This window comes from Streptomyces nitrosporeus, from assembly GCF_008704555.1.
Lineage (GTDB): Bacteria > Actinomycetota > Actinomycetes > Streptomycetales > Streptomycetaceae > Streptomyces > Streptomyces nitrosporeus.
Genome location: NZ_CP023702.1, coordinates 2627891 through 2648159 on the forward strand (window position 1 = coordinate 2627891; position 20269 = coordinate 2648159).

Sequence of the window (20269 nt, forward strand, 5' to 3'; positions counted from 1 at the left end):
CACGGCGCCCGGAAACGGCGGGTCCGGGCGGGCCGGAGCGGTGGGCCCGGCATCAGGGGAGGGGCGGGTTCCGGCGGCCCGGGGTCAGGGGGTGCGGGTGGCGTCGGTGACGCGGTCGATCCGGTAGTAGTCGGCGACGCATCCGCCGGGCCAGTAGGCACGCCCGCCCTGGCTGAACGGCTCCAGCATCCCGCTCACCACGAGCCGTTCGTACGGGAGGACCCGGGCACCGGCGGCGGCGCCCTCGCGCAGCCGCCGGTCCTGGGCGTCCCACTTCTCCGCCCGTTCCCGCATCGTGGCGCCGAGGCCGTCCAGCGCGACGGCCGGACCTGCGCAGACCAGGACGCACAGCACCGCGCAGGCGGCCGTCAGGGCTCCGGTGCGCCGGGCGTGCCGCCGGGCCGCCGCCCCGAGCAGCGCTCCGGCCCAGACGAGCAGGGCGACGAGGAGCAGGAGGTAGTCGTTCCAGAGCCGGTTGGCTCCGGGGTCGCTCACCCGGTCCCGGAAGACCGGGTAGGTGAGGACCGTGCACAGGTAGCCGGCCAGGAGGAGCGAGAGCACCCCGGCGGTGGCGAGCAGCGGCCGGTGGGCGGGCGGGCGCGGGAGGCCGCCGTCAGGCCTGCGGGCCGACAGCCCCAGGAGCACCCCGGCCGCGAGCGCGCCGGCGTACTGCCAGGTGGTGGCGACGGTGGCGGCGATCTCGGCGAAGCCGCGCAGTGAGGCGGCGAGGGACTCCGGCGCGAGCATGGACGCCGTGCCCGCCCCGAACCGGTCCCGCCGGGAGTTCGAGCCGGGTGAGGTGACCAGCACGAGGGCGCCCGCCCCGGCCCCCGCGATGCCCGCGGCGCACCAGAGGCGGACGAACGCCCGGGAGGGGCGGGCGACGACGCGTCCGCAGAGCAGGAGGACGGCCGCCAGCAGCACCACCACCACGACGGCGGTCTCCTCCGACAGGGTGCCGAGCACCAGGCCCGCGGCCAGGGCGACGGCGACGGCCGCCCCCCTGCCCCGGCGGGTGCGGGCCACCAGGAGCGGGATCAGCGCGGCGCACGCCAGCACCGGGGGCATCGTGTGGGAGACGGAAGCCGCGGGCCAGTAGAACGTCTTGTAGGTGTTGGGCGTGACGAAGAGGAAGAGCGCGGTCGCCATCGCCGCGACCAGGAGGGGCACGCCCCGGGGCACCACGAGCCGGGCCCGCCGCAGCGCGAGCACCGTGACCGCCCACAGCACCGCGAGGGTCAGTGCGCCGCTCACCGCGCCGAACCACTGGTGGCCCGCCACCTGGAACTTCGCGTAGGCGCCGACCAGCACCGCGTTGGCGACCCTGCCGTTGTCGTCGAGGTAGAACTTCCCGACGAGGCCGGTGACGCCGCGGTCGCGTACGGCGGGCAGGAAGCACCAGTCGTCCGCGCCGGGCCGGACCCACCGTCCCAGCCACGCGGCGGCGGCGAGCAGGGCGAGGGGCGGGAGCGCGAGGACGGCCGGCAGGAGCGAGGCCCGGCGCCGCGGCCGGCGGCGGTGCGCGGGCCCGGCCGGTGCCGGGCGGCCGGGCTCCGGGTCCCCGCCCTCCGGCCGGCCGGGGACCTCGGTCCCCGGTGCGCTGTCGCTCATCCGCGCTCCCCGGTCCGGTCCGGGGCGGGGGTGGCTGGGGCGCCCGCCGGCGGTTCCCGCGGTACGGCGCCGGGCCCTTCCGCCACGGGGGTGCCGGCCCGGCCGGACATGATCGCCCAGCGTGCCACCAGGAAGGAGAGGGGGGTGACGAGGACGCCGGCGGCGAGGGCGGCGAGGTTCTTGTCCATCCCGAGGCCGCTGACGGCTCCGTAGAGCAGCACGCCCGAGGCCACGAGGTTGACGGCGCTCGACAGGGGGAAGCGGACGAATCCGCGCCAGGTCGGCCTCGTCCGGCAGGTGACGTAGGAGTTGAGCAGGAAGGAGCAGACGATGCCGACGGCGTATCCGAGCACATGGGCGGTCAGATAGGGGACCCACCGGTTGAGCGTCGCGTAGACGCCGAGGTAGACGGCCGTGTTCACGAAGCCGACCAGGACGAAGCTGGTGAACTGGCGGACGGTGCCCGGCCGCCCGGCGCCGGCGGCGGCCACCGGCGGTGCGGTCACCACGGGCGGGGCCCGGTCCGGGGCCGGAGCGTGCTCCGGTGGCGCCGGACAGGTCTCGTCGGTCTCGCGCACCACGTAGGGCGGGCGGTGTTTCGCCTCGTGGTAGATGCGGCCCACGTATTCGCCGATGACGCCGAGGGTGACCAGCTGGATCCCGCTGAGTGCCACCACCGCGGTGATCAGGGTGGCGTACCCCGGGGTGTCGGCGCCGTGCAGCACGACCTTCACGACGGTCCACGCCGCGTAGGCGAGCGCCGAGACGAACACCCAGAACCCGGTGTAGATGGCCAGGCGGAGCGGACGGTTGTTGAAGGAGAGCAGTCCGTCGATGCCGTAGTTCAGCAGCCGTCTGCTGCCCCACTTCGACCGGCCGGCCACCCGCTCGCTGTTGCGGTAGCGGAAGCTGACCGTGTCGAAGCCGATCCAGGAGAAGATCCCCTTGGAGAACCGGTTGCTCTCGGGCAGGGACAGCACGCTCTCCACCGCCCGCCGGGACAGCAGCCGGAAGTCTCCCGACCCGTCGATGAGTTCCACGTCCATGCAGCGGCGCACCACCGCGTAGTAGGTGTGGCTGAGCGTGGTGCGGACCATGCCCTCGCCCGAGCGGTCGCGGCGGGGGATGACCTGGTCGTAGCCGTGCCGGTGCAGTTCGAGCATGCGCGGGATGAGTCCGGGCGGGTGCTGGAGGTCGGCGTCCATGATCACCACTGCCGAGCCCCGCGTCATCCGGAGGCCGGCGAGCATGGCCGCCTCCTTGCCGAAGTTCCGGCTGAACGCCGTGTAGCGGACCCGTCCGTCGCGGGTGGCGAGGGCGTTGAGCAGCAGCCGGGTGCCGTCGCGGCTGCCGTCGTCGACGTAGCAGATCTCGAAGGTCTCCCCCAGGTCCGCGAGGACGGCGTGCAGGGCCGTGTGGAAGGACTCGATCACCTCGGCCTCGTTGAAGCAGGGCACGACGACCGACAGCTGAACGTCGGTCACCGCGCACCTCCGCACGTCCGCCCCCGGCCGCGGGGCTCCGCTCTCTCCCGGTGCCCAGCATCGGCCCGGCCGGTGGTGAGGGGCCGTCCCGGCGGCCCGGACGCGCCGGACCGGGCGGACTTTCGCGCGAACGGCGCAGGCTCCCGGGGGCCGCCGGCGGCGCCCCGGGCCCCGGACGGGCGCCGGGTCGCTGGGGGTCTCGGCCGTACATATCATCACAAAGGTGATGCGCTCCCTGGCCCGCGGGCGGAGTTCCGCGCCCGGCGGGGCTCTCCTCCCCGCCCTGCTCGCCGCGCTGGCCGCCCTGTGCTGGCTCGCGGTCCCCGCCGCCCCGGGCGCCCGCGCCGACGATCCCGTCCGGCTCTCCCGTGCGGGGCAGGTCACCGACCGGGTGGGCGCCCTGGGCGACCGGACGGGGCAGGTGGAGGCGGCGCTCGACCAGCTGTACACGGACCACCGGATCCAGCTCTTCGTCGTGTACGTACGCGACTTCTCCGGCCGTTCCGCGCAGACCTGGGCCGACGAGACCGCCACGCGCAACGGCCTGGGGCAGGACGACGTGCTGCTGGCGGTGGCCACGCACGACCGGCGGTACGCCTACTCCGCCGGACAGGACGTCCGGCTCACCGACGGGCAGCTGCGGGACGTGGCGGGCACGGCGGTCGAGCCGGCCCTGCGGGAGAACGACTGGGCGGGGGCCGCCGTCGGCGCCGCCGACGGTTACGCCGCCGTCCTCGCCGGTGATCCCGTCCCCGCCCCCGCGATCACCCCGGGACCGGCGGACCCGGGGGCGGGCGCCGGCGTCTCCAGAAACCTCGTCCTGCCCCTGGCCGTGGTCCTCGTGGCCCTCGCCGTCGCGGGGTACGCGTGGCTGCGCCGCAGGCGGCGTACGACGACCCGGACCACCCCCGCGGTGCCCGGGACCGCCACCGGCCGGCCCCTGCCGCTGCCCGAGCTGGAGGCGCGGGCCGAGGCGGACCTCGTGGACACGGACGACGCGGTGCGTACGAGCGAGGAGGAGCTGGGCTTCGCCACCGCCCGGTACGGCGAGGAGGCGGCGCGGCCGTTCGCCGAGGCGGTCGCGTACGCGAGGAGCGAGCTGACGGCCTCCTTCCGGCTGCGGCAGCGGCTGGACGACGCCTTCCCGGAGACCGACGCCGAACGCCGGGGCATGCTCGACGAGATCGTGCGCCGCTGCGCCGGCGCCAACGCCCGGCTGGACGCCGTGGCCGAGGACTTCGACCGGCTGCGCGACCTGGAGGAGAGGGCTCCGGAGGCGGTGGCCGCGGCCGAGTCCTCCTTCCGCGAGCTCCTCGGCCGGGTTTCGGCGGCCGAGAGGACCCTGGGCGGGATGCGGGAGCGGTACGCGCGGCCGGCCTCCGCGCCCGTGGCGGACGCGGTCGAGCAGGCCAAGGACCGGCTGGTCTTCGCGACGTCGAGCCTCAACCAGGCGCGCCAGGCCGTGGACGGCGACAGCGCCGGGGCCGCCGTCCACCTGCGCGCCGCCGAGGGGGCGATCAGCCAGGTCGCCACGCTGGTGGAGGCGGTGGAACGGCGGGCGGCGGAGCTGGCCGAGGCGGAGGAGAGGCTGCCGGGGGCGCTCACCGAGACGGAGACGGACCTGGCCGACGCCCGGGGCCTGCTGGAGGGCACTCCGGGGGACGTGCCCACGGCGGATCTCCGGGGCAGGACCGGGCGGGCCGAGGCGGTCGTGAGCACCGTGCGGGAGGAGCTGCGGTCCGGGCCGCTGGACCCGGTCGACGCCCTGCGCCGGGTGGAGGAGGCGGACGCCGCGCTGGACGAGGGGCTCGCCGGTGCCCGGGAGCGGGAGCACGGCGACCGGCGTGCGCGTGACCTTCTCGGCCAGGCGATGCTGACGGCGCGTTCGGCGATCGGCGCGGCCGCCGGCTACGTCACCACCCATCGGGGCGCGGTCGGGGGGCAGGCCCGTACCCGGCTGGCGGAGGCCCAGCGCCGGTGGGAGCGGGCGCGCGCGCTGTCGGAGGGCGACGACCCGCAGGGGGCGCTGGCCGAGGCCCGGCAGGCGGACGCACTGGCCGCGCAGGCGCAGGCCCTGGCCGAACAGGACGTCCGCCGCTACCTCGACCGGCAGGACCCGGGCGGCCCGGGGGCGGGGGGCGGCATGGGCGGCGCGGTGCTCGGCGGCATCCTCCTGGGCGGCCTCTTCGGCGCCGGGCGGGGCGGGCCCGGAGGGTTCGGGGGCGGCCTGGGAGGCGGCTTCGGCGGGGGGCCCGGCAGTTTCGGCGGCGGTGGCACCCGGGGCCGGCGGGGCGGCGGTGGCCGTTTCTGAACGTTCCGGCGCGGTGGGACGGGCGGCGGGTGGCGTGCCCGCCCCGCGTCCGCCGCGCGGGTGGACCCGTCCGTACGTACAAGGAGAGGTATCCATGACCAAGCAGACCGTCCTCGGACGTGTGACCCAGCTGGCGCGGGCCAACATCCACGCTCTGCTGGACCAGGCGGAGGACCCGCGGAAGATGCTGGACCAGCTGATCCGTGAGTACACGGGCAACATCGCGGAGGCCGAGCAGGCGGTGGCGGCCACCATCGGCAACCTCCGGCTGATGGAGGAGGACCACCGGGAGGACGTCGACGCGGCCCGGGAGTGGGGGCAGAAGGCCCTCGCGGCCAGCCGGAAGGCCGACGAGCTGCGTGCCGCGGGGGCGGGGCCGGAGGCCGACAGGTTCGACAGCCTCGCCAAGGTGGCGCTCGGCCGCCAGCTCCGGGCGGAGCAGGAGGCGAAGACGGCGGAGCCGTCCATCGCCTCGCAGACCGTGGTGGTGGAGAAGCTGAGGACGGGCCTCGACCAGATGAGGTCCAGACTCTCCGAGCTGAGCTCCAAGCGGGACGAGCTGGTCGCCCGCGCCGCCTCGGCCCGCGCCCAGGACCGGATGCTGGACGCGGTCAAGAGCCTGGACGTGATGGACCCGTCCAGCGAGCTCGGCCGTTTCGAGGAGAAGGTGCGGCGCGAGGAGGCCAGGGTGGTGGGCAGGCAGGAGCTGGCGGCCTCGTCCCTGGACGCCCAGTTCGAGGAGCTGGACGGGCTGGGTGAGTCCGCCGAGATCGAGGCACGGCTCGCCGCCCTCAAGTCGGGCGTCTGACCCGGGGGGAGGACGGCGGTCCGGGAGCCACCGGGCGGCGGGGCGGCGGCGGGCAGCGGGGCCGGTGGTGGGGCTGCCGGGCGGCGGCGAGGGGACGGGGGCCTGCGGTGGAGGCTCGACGGACCGTGCCGCCCCGGCCCCACCGCGCCACCGCCCGGCCGCCCCTTTCAGTACATGCTCAGCAACTGATCGACGGAGAGTTCGGGACTCGCGGCCCCGTCGGGCAGGGCCAGTTCGAACCAGACCGTCTTGCCGCGTGGTGTGCGGCGCGAGCCCCAGGCCGCGCTGAGCAGTCCCACCAGTTGCAGCCCGCGGCCCCCCTCGTCGGTGTCCCGTGCCCGCCGCCGGCGGGGCTGCACCAGGCCCGCGTCCCAGACCTCGCAGACGAGGGTGCGGTCGCGCAGCAGTCTGAGCCGGATCTCGCCCTCGCCGTACCGCAGGGCGTTGGTGACGAGTTCGCTCACCAGGAGTTCGGTGGTGTCCACCAGACCTCCGAGGTCCCAGGCCAGCAGCCGGTCGCGGGCCAGTTCGCGGGCGCGGGCGACGGACCGGAGCTCGCGGGGCAGCAGCCAGTCCCCCACCGCCTCGGCCGGCAGCCCCTGGATCCGGGCGGTCAGCAGCGCGATGTCGTCCTCGCCGTGCCGGGTGTCGAGCGTACTCAGCACGTGGTCGCAGACGTCCTCCAGCGGCCGGGCCGGACCGGCGAGGGAGTCGCGCAGCGCCTCCAGTCCCTCGTCGAGCGGATGGTGGCGGGACTCCACCAGGCCGTCGGTGTAGAGCGCGAGCAGGGTCCCCTCCTTCAGCTCCACCTCGACCTCCTCGAAGGGCTCGCCGCCGACCCCGAGCGGCATCCCGGGCGGCACGTCGAGCAGCAGGGCCGGCTCGCCCGGCTCCACCACGACCGGGGGCAGATGGCCGGCGTTGGCGAAGGTGCAGCGACGGGTGACGGGGTCGTAGACGGCGTAGACGCAGGTCGCCAGGTAGACCTCGGAGAGGTCGGCCTCGTGCGAGGTACGCGCGGTCCTGGCCGGCCACCGGCCGCCGCTCCGGTCGCCGCCTCCCGGGGCCCCGAGACCCCGGGCGACCTCGTCGAGGGCCGAGAGCACTTCGGCCGGCTCCAGGTCCAGCAGGGCCAGGGTGCGTACGGCGGTGCGGAGTTCGCCCATGGCGACGGCCGCCCGCAGACCGCGTCCCATCACGTCACCGACGACCAGCGCGGTGCGGTGGCCGGGGAGTTCGATCACGTCGAACCAGTCACCGCCCACCTCGGTGGCCGTGTTGCCGGGGAGGTAGCGGCAGGCGATGTCCAGGCCCGCGGCCTCGGGGTCGCCCGGGGGCAGCAGGCTGCGCTGGAGGATCAGCGCCCGTTCGTGCTCCCGGCGGTAGAGGCGCGCGTTGTCGATACAGACGGCGGCGCGTGCCGCGAGCTCGGTGGCCAGGGCCCGGTCGCGCTCGCCGAAGGGTTCGCTGCCCTTCGTACGGGAGAACTGGACGAGGCCGACGACGCTGTCGTGGGCGACCATCGGCACGGCCAGGGTGGAGTGGACGAAGCCCGTCCCGTCCACGGGTACGTCCATGACGCGGGCGGTACGCAGGGCTCCCGCGCAGGGCGAGCGGAACGGGTAGCGGTGGACCGCGCCCAGCGGTGGCGGGCCGGTGTCCTCGGCTCCCTGGAGCCGGTAGGCGCCCGGGGTCCCGTAGGCGCCGGGGACCTCCGCCGCGTACCCGGGTCCGGGGACCGAGCCGGGCGGGGGACCGGGCACCTTCCCGGTCAGGATGCCCGGCAGGACGTCGGGCACCGCACTGGCGTGGGCGACGCGCCGCAGTTCCGCCGAACCGCTGCCGGATTCCTGGTGGCGGCTGCCCCAGCTGCCGGGGGACGCCTCGTCACCGGTGAGCAGTGTCTCGTACAGGTCGACGGAGGCGAGGTCGCAGAACCCGGGCACGGCGACGTCCAGGAGTTCCCGGGCGGTGGCCTCCAGGTCGAGGGAGTTGCCGATGCGTGCGCTGGCCTCGTTGAGGAGGGCGAGGTTACGCCGGGCGCTGGCCGCCTCACGCGCGGCGATATGGCGCTGGGTGACGTCCGTGGCGAGGCCGGCGATGCCGACGGGGCGGCCGGAACCGCTGTGCACCCGGTAGAGGTTGACGGACCAGTGGCGGCGGTCGGCGGATCCCGGGACGGTGCCCACGAGCTGGAGGTCGGTGACGGCGTCCCCCGTGGCCAGGACCCGCTTCAGGGTGGCCAGGAGCCGGTCGGCCTCGGACCGTCCCAGGTAGTCGTCGACGGTGCGGCCCCGGTGGTCGTCGACGTCCCCTCCGAAGACGGTGGCGAACCGCTCGTTGGCACTCACCACGCTGAAATCGGTACCGAAGAGCACGAACCCGAACGGCGATTGGCCGAATATCGCTTGTGAGGCCGCCAGGTCGGTCTCGATGCGCCGCAGTGCGCGCACGTCCACGACGATGCAGAGCGCGGCCCGTTCACCGGTGCCCGTCTCGCTCGGCATGACGTAGATCTCCGCGAGTCCGCGGACTCCGTTCTCGCCCGGCAACCGGAACGGGACGAGGCCCGTCCACTCCTTGCCGTCGAGGATCTCGCCGATCCGACGGTGGGCGCGGGGCCGCAGTTCGGAGGGCATGAACGCCTCGACCGGGTCCCGGCCCACCACCTCGCCGGACTCCATGCCGAACAGGCCGGCGGCCCGCCGGCTCCACTGCTCGACCAGCCCGTCGGGGCCGATCGAGAAGGAGGCGACCCTGATGTAGTCATAGATCGAGCCAGGCGGGCTGCTCTGCCACACGACGTCGCCCGCTGTCCCAGGTATCTCGCTCACGCGACCGTCCCCTCCAGCTCACACACCGGACCGGTCCTTCCCGCAGTATTCAGCACCACGGCCCCGACCGACACGGCGTTCACGATCACAGCACGGTCTCAGTCCTTTTCGGCCAGACCTTCCGACCCCGGTGATCGCGGCTGTGTCCCCTCCACTCCTAACCAGGCAGAGCGAGCTCGAACCACACCGTCTTGCCGCTGTCTCTCCGCCGGATCCCCCAGCGGCGCGCAGAACAGGCCACGAGCTGCAACCCCCGGCCCCCTTCGTCGTCGGGTCCGGCCGTGCGTTCGGTGGGCGGATCCGGAAGAGGATCGGAGACTTCCACCAGCAGGCCACGCCCGGGGCCGGCACCGTCCCCGTCGGGACACGGGCGCACCAGCCGGACCCCGATGGGGCCGGAGGTGTAGCGGAGGGAATTGGTCACCAGCTCACTGACCAGGAGGACGGCGATGCCGCTCACCTCCGCACCGATACCCCAGCTGTGCAATGCGTCACGTACGGCGTGCCGGGCGCCGCGCACCGACCCCGGCCGTGCGGGAAAGCTCCATGCGGCACCGTCGCCTCGGACACGGCCTTCGGTACCGGTCACACCGAATCACTTCCCAGGGGCCGACAGCGGGGCAGTCCTCACGCCCCGGAAAAGCGGGACTGGTCAGCACATACCCGGCATCCAGGACGCCGTATCGCGAGAGGCGGCGGGTGACGGCGTACGGGTGGGGGCCGGTGGAGTGCGGCGAGGCGCCCGCGGGGGGCGGGAAGGCGCGGGAGGGCGGACGGAGCGGGGCACGGGTGCGCCCCCGGACCGGTCGTGGTCCGGGGACGGCCGTGGTCCGGGGCAGCCGTGGGCCGGGGGCGGCCGTGGTCCGGGGCAGCGGCCCGGGGGCGGGCCGCTCCGGGACAGGCGCTCCGGGGCAGGCGCTCCGGTCGCGGAACGGCTCAACGGCGGCCCGGGGCACGGTCCGTGCGGTTCAGCGCAGTTCGCCCGCGGCCTTGAGGTCGTCGAAGAGCAGCTGGTCGACGGGAGGGACGTGGGGCCGGTCCGCGTAGGAGAACCAGGCCATCTCCTCTATCTCGTTGCTGACCGCGAGCGTTCCGCTGTAGTCCGCGTAGTAGCAGCTCATGCGCACCCGCACCCCGTCCGGCCGGCCGTGGGCCTGGGCCTCGTACGTGCCCGCGTGCCGGACGCTCGACGGGTCGACGGTGACCGTCAGCTCCTCCTCGACCTCGCGCACCAGGGTCTGCAGGTCGCTCTCGCCGTCCTCCCGCTTGCCGCCGGGGATGTAGAAGGCGTCCTTGCCCTTCGACCGGGCGCAGAGGATCCTGCCGTCCTCCACCCGCACCCAGGCCACCGTGTCGATCAGTGCCGTCATCGTTCCGTCCCTGCTCCGCCTTCGGACCCGTCCGGCCCTCACCTTAGGGCCCTGCGCGGAGCCGGCGGCCGGGGCCGGTACGGGGGGCGCGGACGGGGCGCGGACGGCGGACCGCGTGCGCCGGGCGCCCTTCGGCGTCAGGGGTGCGTGCTCTGGCTCACGCGCTCCACCCGGTAGAGCTGCCGGCGCGCCTGACGGTCCAGGCCGTCCGCGATCTTCTGGGCCTCGTCCCGTGTGGCGTAGCGCCCCACCCGGTAACGGCTGCCGTTGTCGTCCCGTCTGATCACCATCCAGGGCAGGACGGCACCGCTGTCGGTCATCGCGCCCCTCCCCGGCATGTCGCCCCTCCCCCTGTCACCGTGCACGTCTCTAAGGATCCCCAGGAAACCGCAGTACGCATATGCCCGAGCGTACGCCTGACCTTCACGCAGAGGATGCGTGTTTACACAAAGAGGTACGCATCCGGCCATGCCGAAGGGGGCGCACCCAGACGAATGCGCCCCCTTCGACCCCCAGGGCCAGCCGGGCGACGGCCGAAGACCCGTCTTCGCCGTACGGGGCGCGCGCCAGGTGCGCGCCCCGTACGGCGACGGTGGAACACCCCGGAACTTCCGGGAGCGAGGGGCTATTTGACCGGCAGGTGGTAGGCGACCCGGTAGCGGTCGGCCGGGACGACCACGTCGGCGGTCTCCACGGCCCGGCCCGAGGCGTAGTACGTCCGCGCGATGACCATGACCACGTGGCCGGGCACACCGCCGAGCGTCAGGAGTTCCTCCGCCAGCCCCGGGCGCGCGCCGACCTCCTCGGCGACGTTGTCCACCACGAGGTCGATGGCCGCCATCCGCTCGACGACACCGCAGCCGCCGAGCGGCCCCTCCTCCGGGAGCATCACCGGGGTCCGCCCCGTGACGGCCAGCGGCTCCCAGGAGGTGGAGAGCATCATCGGCTCACCCGCGTCCCGGTAGACGTACCGGGTGCGCATCACCCGGTCGCCGGGCTCGATGCCGAGGCGCTCGGCGATCTCGGCGCTCGCCCCCTCCTGTTCGCTGCGGGACTCCCAGGTACCCCTGGCACCCTCCGCCGCCTGCTCCTGCCGGAACGGTCCGGCCCCGGACTCTGGGCGGTAGCCGGAGCGGGCGATCCGGCGCGGCACGGGGCGCTCGCGCACATAGGTACCGGAGCCGGAGCGCCCCTCGACGAGCCCTTCGGCCATCAGCACCTTCCGCGCCTCCAGGGCGACGGTGTCCGAGACGCCGTACTCCTCACGGATACGCGCCTGCGACGGGAGCCGCGTATGGGGCGGCAGCGTGCCGTCGACGATCTTCTCCCTGAGATCGCTCGCCACGCGCAGATAGGCAGGCTGCTCACCGAAAGCCACGGGCCACTCCCAACAGGTTGACTGAGAGCAACAGCGTGACAACCCTCGGTTGGCCCTCGCAAGCGCAGGCCAGAGATTAACTCGAAGTGTTGACTCTCCCCCGACCAGCGCATACCCCGACCGAAATCGAACAATGTCTTGACCATTTTTGGTCCAGACCAATACTTTCCCTGTGCACAGCACGGCCCTCGTCGCCCTCAGCACTTCCCCGCGTCCGACTCCCGGCTTCCCGCCCGGACCGCCCTGCCCTGCCCGGAACCACGTACAGGAACGAGCCCATGCGTCGAAGAAACCTGACCGCACTGACCACCGCCGCCTGCGCCTTCGCACTGCTGGCCGGAATCGCCCCTTCCGCCGGAGCGCACGGAGCCGACCGGGGCGAGAGCCGTCACGACCGCGCGTACAAGCGCGTCGGTTATTTCACCCAATGGGGTGTCTACGGGCGTGACTTCCAGGTCAAGGACCTGGACACGAGCGGTACCGCGGCCAAGCTGACCCACATCAACTACGCCTTCGGCAACGTCAGCGCGGACGGCAAGTGCTTCACCGGGAACGTGCCGGGCGAGGCCGACGCCTGGGCGGACTACGTCCGTCCGGTGAGCGCGGCCGAGTCCGTGGACGGGGTCGCCGACACGGACACCCAGCGGCTCGCCGGCAGCTTCAACGAGCTGCGCGAGCTCAAGGCCAAGCACCCGGGCCTCAAGGTGATGATCTCCCTGGGCGGCTGGAGCTGGTCCACGCACTTCTCCGACGCGGTGCGCACCGAGGCGTCCCGCAAGGCGCTCGTCTCCTCCTGCATCGACCTCTACATCAAGGGCAATCTGCCCGTGGACGGCGCACGCGGCGGGGACGGGGCCGCGGCGGGCCTCTTCGACGGGATCGACGTCGACTGGGAGTGGCCGGGTTCGGCCGGTGACTCCGACACGGTCTACCGCCCCGAGGACAAGCGGAACTTCACCGCGCTGGTGCACGAGTTCCGCACCCAGCTCGACGCCTACGCGAAGTCCCAGCGCAAGCCGGGGAAGAAGGCCAGACACTACGACCTCTCGGCCTACGTCCCCACCGACCCCGCCAAGATCGACGCGGGCTTCGACGTCCGCCGGATCATGCGGGACTTCGACTTCGTGAACCTGCAGGGATACGACTTCCACGTCTCCGGGGAGCCGAGGACCGCCCAGCAGTCCGCCCTGTACGCCAAGGGCGACTTCAGCGTCGACCAGACGGTCCGGGACTGGAAGAAGCGCGGCGCGCCCGCCCACAAGCTGGTGATGGGCATGCCGTTCTACGGCCAGGGCTGGACCGGAGTCACCGGCGGCGGGGACGGTCTCGGCCAGCCGGCCGCGGCACCCGCTCCCGCCACCTACGCGGCGGGTTACGAGGACTACAAGGCCCTCCGGAAGCTGGCCGGTTCCGGCGCCTACACCCTGCACCGGGGCAACGGCCACGCCTGGCTGTTCGACGGTACGACCCTGTGGACGTACGACGACCCGAAGGTGCTGCGCACCAAGTCCGCCTACATCCGTGAACAGGGTCTCGGCGGTGCGATGTTCTGGTCGCTCGACGGTGACACGGAGGACGGCGAGCTGATCAGCGCCGTCGACCGGGGCCTCGGCCGGCGCTGACGGTCCCCCGGCACGGCAGGCGGGGCGGGCGCCGGTCCCGGCGTCCGCCCCGCTGTACTTCACGGGTTCAGCGTGTGGCGCGGATCAGAACTGCAGGGCCCAGGAGTTGATGCGCCCGGTGTCGTAGGTGGCGTTGTCGCCGACCCGGAGCTTCCAGGTGCCGTTGGCCGTCTCCGACGAGGCGTTCACCGTGTAGGTGGTGATGACGTTGTCGGCGCTGCCGCCGGTGCCGTACGCCTTCAGGTTGTAGACCGAGCCGTCGGGCGCGACCAGGTCGATCCTCAGGTCCCCGGAGTAGGTGTGGGTGATGTTCACCGGGACGCTCAGCGCGGCGGGGGCGTTGCCGGCGACTCCGGTGACGGTGATCGGTGACTCGACCGTGGCGTTGTCGGCGATCGTGTAGCCGGTGGTGCTCTCGAACCTGTCACCGGGGGGCGGGGTGGTTCCGCCGGTGCCCACGTACAGCAGCTTGTTGGGCGAGCCGGTGCCCGGGTTGGTGACCACACCGCTGGTCGCGGCGGCGACGAGGCCCGCGGAGACCTGCGCCGGGGTCTGGCCCGGGTGGTCGGCCAGGTAGAGCGCGGCGGCGCCGGCCACGTGCGGGCTGGCCATCGACGTACCGGAGATGGTGTTGGTGGCGCTGTCGCCGGTGTTCCACGCCGAAGTGATCGAGGAACCCGGGGCGAATATGTCCACGATGCTGCCGTAGTTCGAGAAGCTCGAACGGGCGTCGGTGCTGGTCGTGGAGCCGACCGTGATCGCGGCGGCGACCCGGGCGGGAGACTTGGTCGACGCGTTGGTGGACTCGTTGCCCGCCGCGACGGCGAAGGTGATGCCGGCGTCGATGGCGCCCTGCACGGCCGCGTCCAGGACGGAGTCCGCGCCCCCGCCGAGGCTCATGTTGGCGACGGCCGGCTTGACGGCGTTGGCCGCCACCCAGTCGATACCGGCCACGACCTGCTCGGTGGTGCCGGAGCCGCTGTTGTCCAGGACCCGGACGCCGACGATCTTCGCCTTCTTGGCCACGCCGTACGAGGCGCCGGCGACGGTGCCCGCGACGTGCGTGCCGTGGCCGTGGCCGTCCTGCGCGACGTTGTCGTCGTCGATGGCGTCGTACCCGTTGGAGGCCCGGCCGCCGAAGTCGCTGTGGCTGATGCGCACCCCGGTGTCGATGACGTACGCGGTGACGCCCTCGCCCGCCTTGTCGGGGTAGGTGTAGCTCTGGTTCAGCGGCAGGGCCGCCTGGTCGATCCGGTCCAGGCCCCAGGACGGCGGCGAGGGCTGGGTGGCCGAGATGGTGAAGGTGCGGTTCTGGACCACGGACTCGACGGCCGGGTCCGCGGCGAACTTCTTCGCCTGTGCCTCGGACAGCCGGACCGAGTAGCCGTTGACCGCCGTGCGGTACGTCTTCTTGATCTTCGCGCCGTACTCGGCGGCGAGGGCCCTGCCCTCGGCCGATCCGGCCTCGGCCGCCGACTCGTCGAGGGTGACGATGTAACTGCCGCTGATGGCGCCGGGGACGCCGGCGTTCTCGATCACGCCTTCCGGCGCGTTCGTCGAGGCCAGGGCCGGGAGGGACGCGGCGGTCGTCAGGGCGAGAGCGGCGCCGGTGAGAACGCTGGTCGCGGCCAGTCTTCGCGCGTAGTGCGCGGGTCGCTTCACTGCCATGGTGAGGGTTCCCTTTCGGTTGCGGTGCGCGGGTGGGGGATGCACGGGTACGTGCATGTCCCGCATCGCGGTGTGGGGGTGCAAGGGCGTGTGCGTGGGGGGTGCAGGGGTGTCTGCGGGGGCGATGTGGGAGGTCCACCCCTACAGCCAACATGGGCATGACAAGTAACCACGTCTTCTCCGCCCACATGTGGCTCCATGCGAGCGGCATGCCCTGCCGACAGCGAAAGATTGGCCGATCCACAGGAATCGCACAAGGGCGCACCTCGCCCGGCCGCACGCTCTCCACCCGCCCGCCATCCGGTCATCCGCCCGCGCCCCCCACCGTCCGCCACCCGGGACCCGGCCCGCGAAACCGCCCCCGGCCTGGGCGTTCTCCCGCCCGACCGGCCGCCGGCCCGGGAGCACCGGTGTCCTGTCAGCGGGCGGCGCAACCCGCTGACAGGACGCGCGAATTCATCACGGTGTTACGAACGGCGGCCACCGCCACCGGCCGGCGGCAAACCTGACGTCCCGTCAGTGTGCTGGGGAGGCACGCCCTTCCGCTCCCGCGCGCCGCTGCCTCCCCGGCACGGTTCTTCCTTACCTTCGTACGGTGAGCCTCAAGCGCATCCCCCTTCTCACGTCCCTGGTGGCCGGCGCGCTGATCGCCCCGCTGCCCCCGCTCTCCCACGCCGCCGCACCGCCCGCTCCCCCGGTACCCGTGTGCGGCGGGACCGGGGCCACGGACGCGTCCTGGAACCGCTCGTCCACCGTCTTCGGCGAGGCCGGGGGCTACGACCCCTACGTCGGCAACGGCTACCTGGGCCACCGGGTCCCGCCCGCCGGAGCCGGATACGCGTCGACCGGCCGGAAGACGGGCTGGCCCCTCTACACCCCGCACTACGACGGCGCCTTCGTCGCCGGGCTGTACGCCCGCGACGGGGATCTCGCCGGGGGGCGGGAGATGGTCGCCGCCCTCCCCAGCTGGACCACCCTGGACGTACGTGTCGGCCGGGAGACGTACGGCACCGGGACACCGGCCGGGCGCGTCTCGCGCTATCGCCAGACCCTGGGCCTGCGGTGCGGTGTCGTGGTCACCTCGCTGCGCTGGACGACCGCCGACGGCCGCGCCACGGACCTGACGTACGAGGTCGTCGCCGACCGCTCCGACGTGCACGCCGGTGCCGTCCGGCTGCGGATGACCCCGCACTGGAGCGGTACGGCGACGGTCACCGGGCGGCTGGACGAGCGCGGGGCGCGCCGGGTCGCCGTCGCGGACGACGGCACGTTCGAGACCCTGGGGACGGGCACGGAGGGCGCGGTCGTCCAGAGGGGCAGCGGGGCCGGCGCGCACACCGTCCGGGTCGCGGCGGGACGTTCGTACACCTTCGAGAAGTACGTCGGTGTCGACACGGCGCTCACCTCGCGGGACCCGCGGGCCTCCGCCCGGGCCGCCGCCCGGCGCGCGGAGCGGCGCGGCTGGTCCGGCGTCCTCGACGACAACGCGGCGGCCTGGCGGGCCGCCTGGGCCGCCGGCGTCGAGGTGAAGGGCGGCGGTGACCTGACGGGCCTGCTGCGGGCCGCGCAGTACGGGCTGCTGGCCTCCACCCGCCCCGGGGCCTCCGAAAGCATCGCCCCGGCGGGCCTGACCAGCGACAACTACGCGGGAATGATCTTCTGGGACGCGGAGACCTGGATGTTCCCGGGCCTGCTCGCCACCCGCCCCGAGCTGGCCCGGTCCGTCGTCGAGTACCGCTACCGCACCCGTCACGCGGCCCGCGCCAACGCCGAGAAGCTGGGCTACGAGGGCCTGTTCTATCCCTGGACCAGTGCGAGCAGGGGCCGGCTGGACTCCGAGTGCCAGAGCTGGGACCCGCCGCACTGCCTGACCCAGAACCACCTCCAGGGCGATATCGCGCTGGCCGTCTGGCAGTACTACCTGGCCACCGGCGACCGGGACTGGCTGGCGGAGCGCGGCTGGCCGCTGCTCAGGGGGATCGCCGGCTTCTGGCGGTCGCGGGTCACCGCCAACGCGGACGGCAGCTACTCGGTGAACGACGTCGCGGGCCCGGACGAGTACAGCAACGGCGTCGACGACGCCGTGTTCACCAACGCGGTCGCGGCCACCGCCCTGCGCCACGCCACCCGCGCCGCCGGTCTGCTCGGCGAGAGCGCCCCCGAGGACTGGGCCCGGATCGCCGACGGGCTCCGCATCCCGTACGACCCGGAGCGGAAGATCTTCCTCCAGTACGCCGGGTACAACGGCTCGACCATCAAGCAGGCCGACACGGTACTGCTGGTGTATCCGCTGGAGTGGCCGATGGAGGAGGGCGCCGCCGCCGCGACCCTCGACCACTACGCGGCCCGCACCGACCCGGACGGGCCCGCGATGACGGACTCGGTGCACGCGGTCGACGCGGCGGCCATCGGGGCGCCGGGCTGTTCGACGTACACCTATCTCCAGCGCTCCGTACGGCCGTTCACACGCGGCCCGTACGACCTGTTCTCCGAGGCGCGCGGCGAGAAGTCGGGCGCCGGGGACCCGCTGTCCGGCTTCCCAGCCGAGGACTTCCTCACCGGCAAGGGCGGCTTCCTCCAGGTGTTCACGCACGGCCTGACCGGGCTGCGGCTCCGGGAGGACGGCGTACGGCTCGACCCGCTGCTGCCGCCGCAGCTGGGCGAGGGCGTCGAACTGACCGGGCTGCGCTACCGGGGGCGTACCTACGACGTGTCGATCGGAGCCCGGACGACGACGGTCCGGCTGACGGCCGGTGACCCGTTCACGGTCCACACCCCGGCCGGGCCGCGCCGCCTGGCGGACACCCTGACCCTGCCGACCCGCCGTCCCGACCTCGCCCCGACCCCGGACGCGGCCCGGTGCCGGCCGGCGACGGCGAGCTCCGAGACACCGGGCCTGTACGCGGAGGCGGCGGTGGACGGCAGCCCGGCGACCGCCTGGGCGCCGGCCGGGGGGACGGGCACGCTGACGGTGGACCTGGAACGGCGGGTGCGGGTCACGTCCCTCTCCCCCGTGTGGACGGACGTCGCCCCGGCCTCCCACACCCTGGAGACCTCGCCGGACGGACGGACCTGGCGGCCCTTCCGGGCCGGGGACGTGGCCCGGAAGGTGCGTGTGACGGTCACGTCCGAGGACCCGGAGAAGCCGGCGGGAGTGACCGGACTGACCGCCGGTACGGAGGAGGGCTGAGGAGGACCGGCGGAGCGGCCGGGTTCCTGGGGGCAGGAGGCGGGCCGGGTTCCTGGGGCAGGACGCGGCCGGGGGTGGTGGGGCGGGAGGCGGGCCGGGGGTGTCCGGCGCCCCGGCCCGGCGGGGCGGTTCACCAGTCGATGTGCGCCTCGATCCACTTCTCCAGCGCCTCCCGGTCACCCTCGGGCGGCAGTCCGGGAGCGCAGTCGAGCGGGGTGCAGGAGAGCTGCAGGTGGGTGAGGTAGCCGTAGGGCCCGTTGTCGGCGCACGGTCCGAGTACCAGGGCGTGGGCCGGGGTGCGCCAGACACGATGGGTCAGCGGCGGCCCGGTGACCACGGACGCGGACGAGACCGCACTCCGCTCGGGCCCCGCCCCCAGGTGCTCGGACACGGCCCGTGCCGCCGCTTCGAGCACCCTCTCGCAGTCCTCGGCGGTGCAGTTCTCCCGCGCCTTCCAGCCCGGCAACCCCCTCCAGGTGTCCATGTACGGGCCCAGCCAGGCCCCGCCGTCCTCGTAGCCGTCGTCCGGGTCGTGCGGGTGCATCTCGCCGAAGACGAGGAACCGCCGGGCGTCCGGGTACCCGAACGGTTCGTATCCGTCGACGCACACCACATGCCCGTGCCCGGTGAGAAGCGAGTCGCAGACCGCTTCGTGTTCCCAGGCCCACCCGCGCCGCCGTACCTCCGCGTCGACGGCGTCGTCGTCACCGTGGAAACAGACCCCGGTGGGCAGGGCGACGAACTCGGCGACGGCTTCGGTGGTCAACTCGCGGTGAGCCAGGGCGTGTACGGGGTACGGCATCGGGTCAGCCTACGGCCCGCCGGGGCGAGGGTGTACGCGCCCCCGCCCCGGGCACGGGTGCGGGGCGGGTGCGGGTGCGGGTGCGGGTGCGGGGCGGGTGCAGGTGCGGGTGCGGGTGCGGGGGTCAGCCCAGCTTGGCGGCCTGCGCTTCGATGACGGCGGTCGGCTGCCCGTACGCCTCGCCCCGGGCGACGGACGCGATGTTGAAGGACGAGAACCCCGCGAGGGTGGTGCCCTGCCGGAAGACGACGACCTTGGTGTCGGCGGCCGTGCCGTCCGACTTCGTCGCCACCGTCCAGGCCACGGCGTCCTCACCGACGGCGAGCTTCTCCTCGCTGATGCCGGTGATGTGCTGCTCCTCCCCGTCGGCCGTCATGGTGAAGCCGCCGGCGCACTTCCCACCGGCCTCGCGCAGCGCGGCGAGGCTCTGTTCGGCACCGTCGGCGTCGTAGGACCACAGCGAGGTCATCGTCTTGGTGATGTCGAGCGAGTCGATCGTCGCCTCCTCGGCCTCCTTCTCCGTCATGCCGGCGAGTTCCTCGACGGAGGGCATGCCCTTCCCGGCCGCCTCGGTCTCGTGGACGACGAGCCGCTGGACGCTCGCCACCGGCTCGCCGGCCGGCAGGGACGTGAGCACCCGGGCGACGGGCTCGCACTCGGCCCTCTCCGCGGAGACGGAATTCGGGTCGGACACCTCGCCCTTGCCCGGCTCCCCGACCTCATGGCCTTCCACGTCACCCTCGGTGACCATCAGCTTCGCCAACTCGTCGGCGGTGAGCGCCTTCGCCGCGGTCTTCCCGGGCCCGGGGGCGCCCTTCGCCGGAGCGTCCCCGCTGCCCTGCGAGCCGCCCCCACAGGCGGTGACCAGCAACGCGAGCGAGATCGCGGAAGCGGAAAGGACGCTACGACGCATGGCAACTGCTCGCACTACGGGTCTCCCTGAACTCACACCCCACGCCCGATGGCGCGGAGCCTTCATGATCAAGACCCTTGTGTCCGGAGCAGGGTTGTACCCGCGGCCAGGAAATGATCATGCGAGGGGCCGCGCCGGCCGGCCCCGTCAGCCGGATCCGTCCTCACCCTGCACCCCGTGCCCTGTGCACCGTGGCCGCCGGGTGCCACAGCCACCGGGTGCCCGTGGCCGGCAGCCCTCCCGGTGCCCTGCCGACGGCTTCCCGCCATCCGGCGTCG

The 20269-nt window shown here is 73.7% G+C and carries 14 protein-coding genes; 4 read left to right on the top strand and 10 right to left on the bottom strand.

Going from position 1 to position 20269, the window contains the following annotated elements; all coding sequences use genetic code 11:
• Window positions 1–84: 84 nt before the first annotated feature.
• Window positions 85–1611, bottom strand: a complete 1527-nt coding sequence (locus CP967_RS11390; RefSeq protein ID WP_229888178.1) for a DUF6056 family protein — start codon at window positions 1609–1611, stop codon at window positions 85–87.
• Window positions 1608–3095, bottom strand: a complete 1488-nt coding sequence (locus CP967_RS11395; RefSeq protein WP_150487880.1) for a glycosyltransferase — start codon at window positions 3093–3095, stop codon at window positions 1608–1610. The genes CP967_RS11390 and CP967_RS11395 overlap by 4 nt, the downstream gene beginning before the upstream one ends.
• 226 nt (window positions 3096–3321) lie before the next feature.
• Between CP967_RS11395 and CP967_RS11400 the strand changes: the two genes are divergently transcribed.
• Both CP967_RS11400 and CP967_RS11405 read left to right on the top strand, forming a co-directional pair.
• A complete protein-coding gene (locus tag CP967_RS11400) occupies window positions 3322–5406 on the top strand; it encodes a TPM domain-containing protein (protein ID WP_150491798.1) in 2085 nt (694 codons plus the stop codon).
• A gap of 94 nt (window positions 5407–5500) precedes the next feature.
• Entirely contained in the window at window positions 5501–6214 is a 714-nt protein-coding gene (locus tag CP967_RS11405; protein ID WP_150487881.1) for a PspA/IM30 family protein, read from the top strand.
• Window positions 6215–6381: 167 nt separating this feature from the next.
• Here the strand turns inward: CP967_RS11405 and CP967_RS11410 are convergent, their stop codons facing one another.
• From CP967_RS11410 to CP967_RS11435, 5 genes are all read right to left on the bottom strand, one after another.
• Window positions 6382–9015 carry a SpoIIE family protein phosphatase gene (locus tag CP967_RS11410; RefSeq protein WP_190174993.1) on the bottom strand — a complete coding sequence of 878 codons (2634 nt, stop codon included), beginning with the start codon at window positions 9013–9015 and terminating at the stop codon, window positions 6382–6384.
• A 190-nt stretch (window positions 9016–9205) separates the two neighbouring features.
• Window positions 9206–9637, bottom strand: coding sequence for an ATP-binding protein (locus CP967_RS11415; protein WP_150487883.1), 432 nt, complete (start codon window positions 9635–9637; stop codon window positions 9206–9208).
• Between the two features lie 379 nt (window positions 9638–10016).
• A complete protein-coding gene (locus CP967_RS11425; protein ID WP_150487884.1) occupies window positions 10017–10418 on the bottom strand; it encodes an NUDIX hydrolase in 402 nt (133 codons plus the stop codon).
• Between the two features lie 137 nt (window positions 10419–10555).
• The gene (locus CP967_RS11430; RefSeq protein WP_150487885.1) at window positions 10556–10756 is read right to left on the bottom strand and encodes an SPOR domain-containing protein; all 201 of its coding nucleotides are present in this window, start codon (window positions 10754–10756) and stop codon (window positions 10556–10558) included.
• Between the two features lie 287 nt (window positions 10757–11043).
• Window positions 11044–11796 (bottom strand): GntR family transcriptional regulator, encoded by a 753-nt coding sequence (locus CP967_RS11435; RefSeq protein WP_150487886.1) that lies wholly within the window; start codon window positions 11794–11796, stop codon window positions 11044–11046.
• A 278-nt stretch (window positions 11797–12074) separates the two neighbouring features.
• Here CP967_RS11435 and CP967_RS11440 point away from each other — a divergent pair, with 278 nt between their 5' ends.
• Complete coding sequence (locus tag CP967_RS11440; protein WP_150487887.1) at window positions 12075–13418, top strand: glycoside hydrolase family 18 protein; 1344 nt, start codon at window positions 12075–12077, stop codon at window positions 13416–13418.
• Window positions 13419–13502: 84 nt separating this feature from the next.
• Here CP967_RS11440 and CP967_RS11445 read toward each other — a convergent pair whose 3' ends face one another.
• Window positions 13503–15086, bottom strand: coding sequence for a S8 family peptidase (locus CP967_RS11445; protein ID WP_150487888.1), 1584 nt, complete (start codon window positions 15084–15086; stop codon window positions 13503–13505).
• Between the two features lie 595 nt (window positions 15087–15681).
• Here CP967_RS11445 and CP967_RS11450 point away from each other — a divergent pair.
• Entirely contained in the window at window positions 15682–18276 is a 2595-nt protein-coding gene (locus tag CP967_RS11450) for a discoidin domain-containing protein (RefSeq protein ID WP_150487889.1), read from the top strand.
• Between the two features lie 130 nt (window positions 18277–18406).
• Here the strand turns inward: CP967_RS11450 and CP967_RS34565 are convergent, their stop codons facing one another.
• Both CP967_RS34565 and CP967_RS11465 read right to left on the bottom strand, forming a co-directional pair.
• The gene (locus CP967_RS34565; protein WP_229888176.1) at window positions 18407–19078 is read right to left on the bottom strand and encodes a hypothetical protein; all 672 of its coding nucleotides are present in this window, start codon (window positions 19076–19078) and stop codon (window positions 18407–18409) included.
• A 124-nt stretch (window positions 19079–19202) separates the two neighbouring features.
• Window positions 19203–19991 carry a hypothetical protein gene (locus CP967_RS11465; protein WP_229888175.1) on the bottom strand — a complete coding sequence of 263 codons (789 nt, stop codon included), beginning with the start codon at window positions 19989–19991 and terminating at the stop codon, window positions 19203–19205.
• Between the last annotated feature and the right edge of the window lie 278 nt (window positions 19992–20269).

Coding starts and splice junctions, on each gene's coding strand:
- CP967_RS11390 (WP_229888178.1), bottom strand. CDS start 1,611: ATGAGCGACAGCGCACCGGGGACCGAGGTCCCCGGCCGGCCGGAGGGC.
- CP967_RS11400 (WP_150491798.1), top strand. CDS start 3,322: ATGCGCTCCCTGGCCCGCGGGCGGAGTTCCGCGCCCGGCGGGGCTCTC.
- CP967_RS11405 (WP_150487881.1), top strand. CDS start 5,501: ATGACCAAGCAGACCGTCCTCGGACGTGTGACCCAGCTGGCGCGGGCC.
- CP967_RS11425 (WP_150487884.1), bottom strand. CDS start 10,418: ATGACGGCACTGATCGACACGGTGGCCTGGGTGCGGGTGGAGGACGGC.
- CP967_RS11430 (WP_150487885.1), bottom strand. CDS start 10,756: ATGCCGGGGAGGGGCGCGATGACCGACAGCGGTGCCGTCCTGCCCTGG.
- CP967_RS11440 (WP_150487887.1), top strand. CDS start 12,075: ATGCGTCGAAGAAACCTGACCGCACTGACCACCGCCGCCTGCGCCTTC.
- CP967_RS11445 (WP_150487888.1), bottom strand. CDS start 15,086: ATGGCAGTGAAGCGACCCGCGCACTACGCGCGAAGACTGGCCGCGACC.
- CP967_RS34565 (WP_229888176.1), bottom strand. CDS start 19,078: ATGCCGTACCCCGTACACGCCCTGGCTCACCGCGAGTTGACCACCGAA.
- CP967_RS11465 (WP_229888175.1), bottom strand. CDS start 19,991: ATGCGTCGTAGCGTCCTTTCCGCTTCCGCGATCTCGCTCGCGTTGCTG.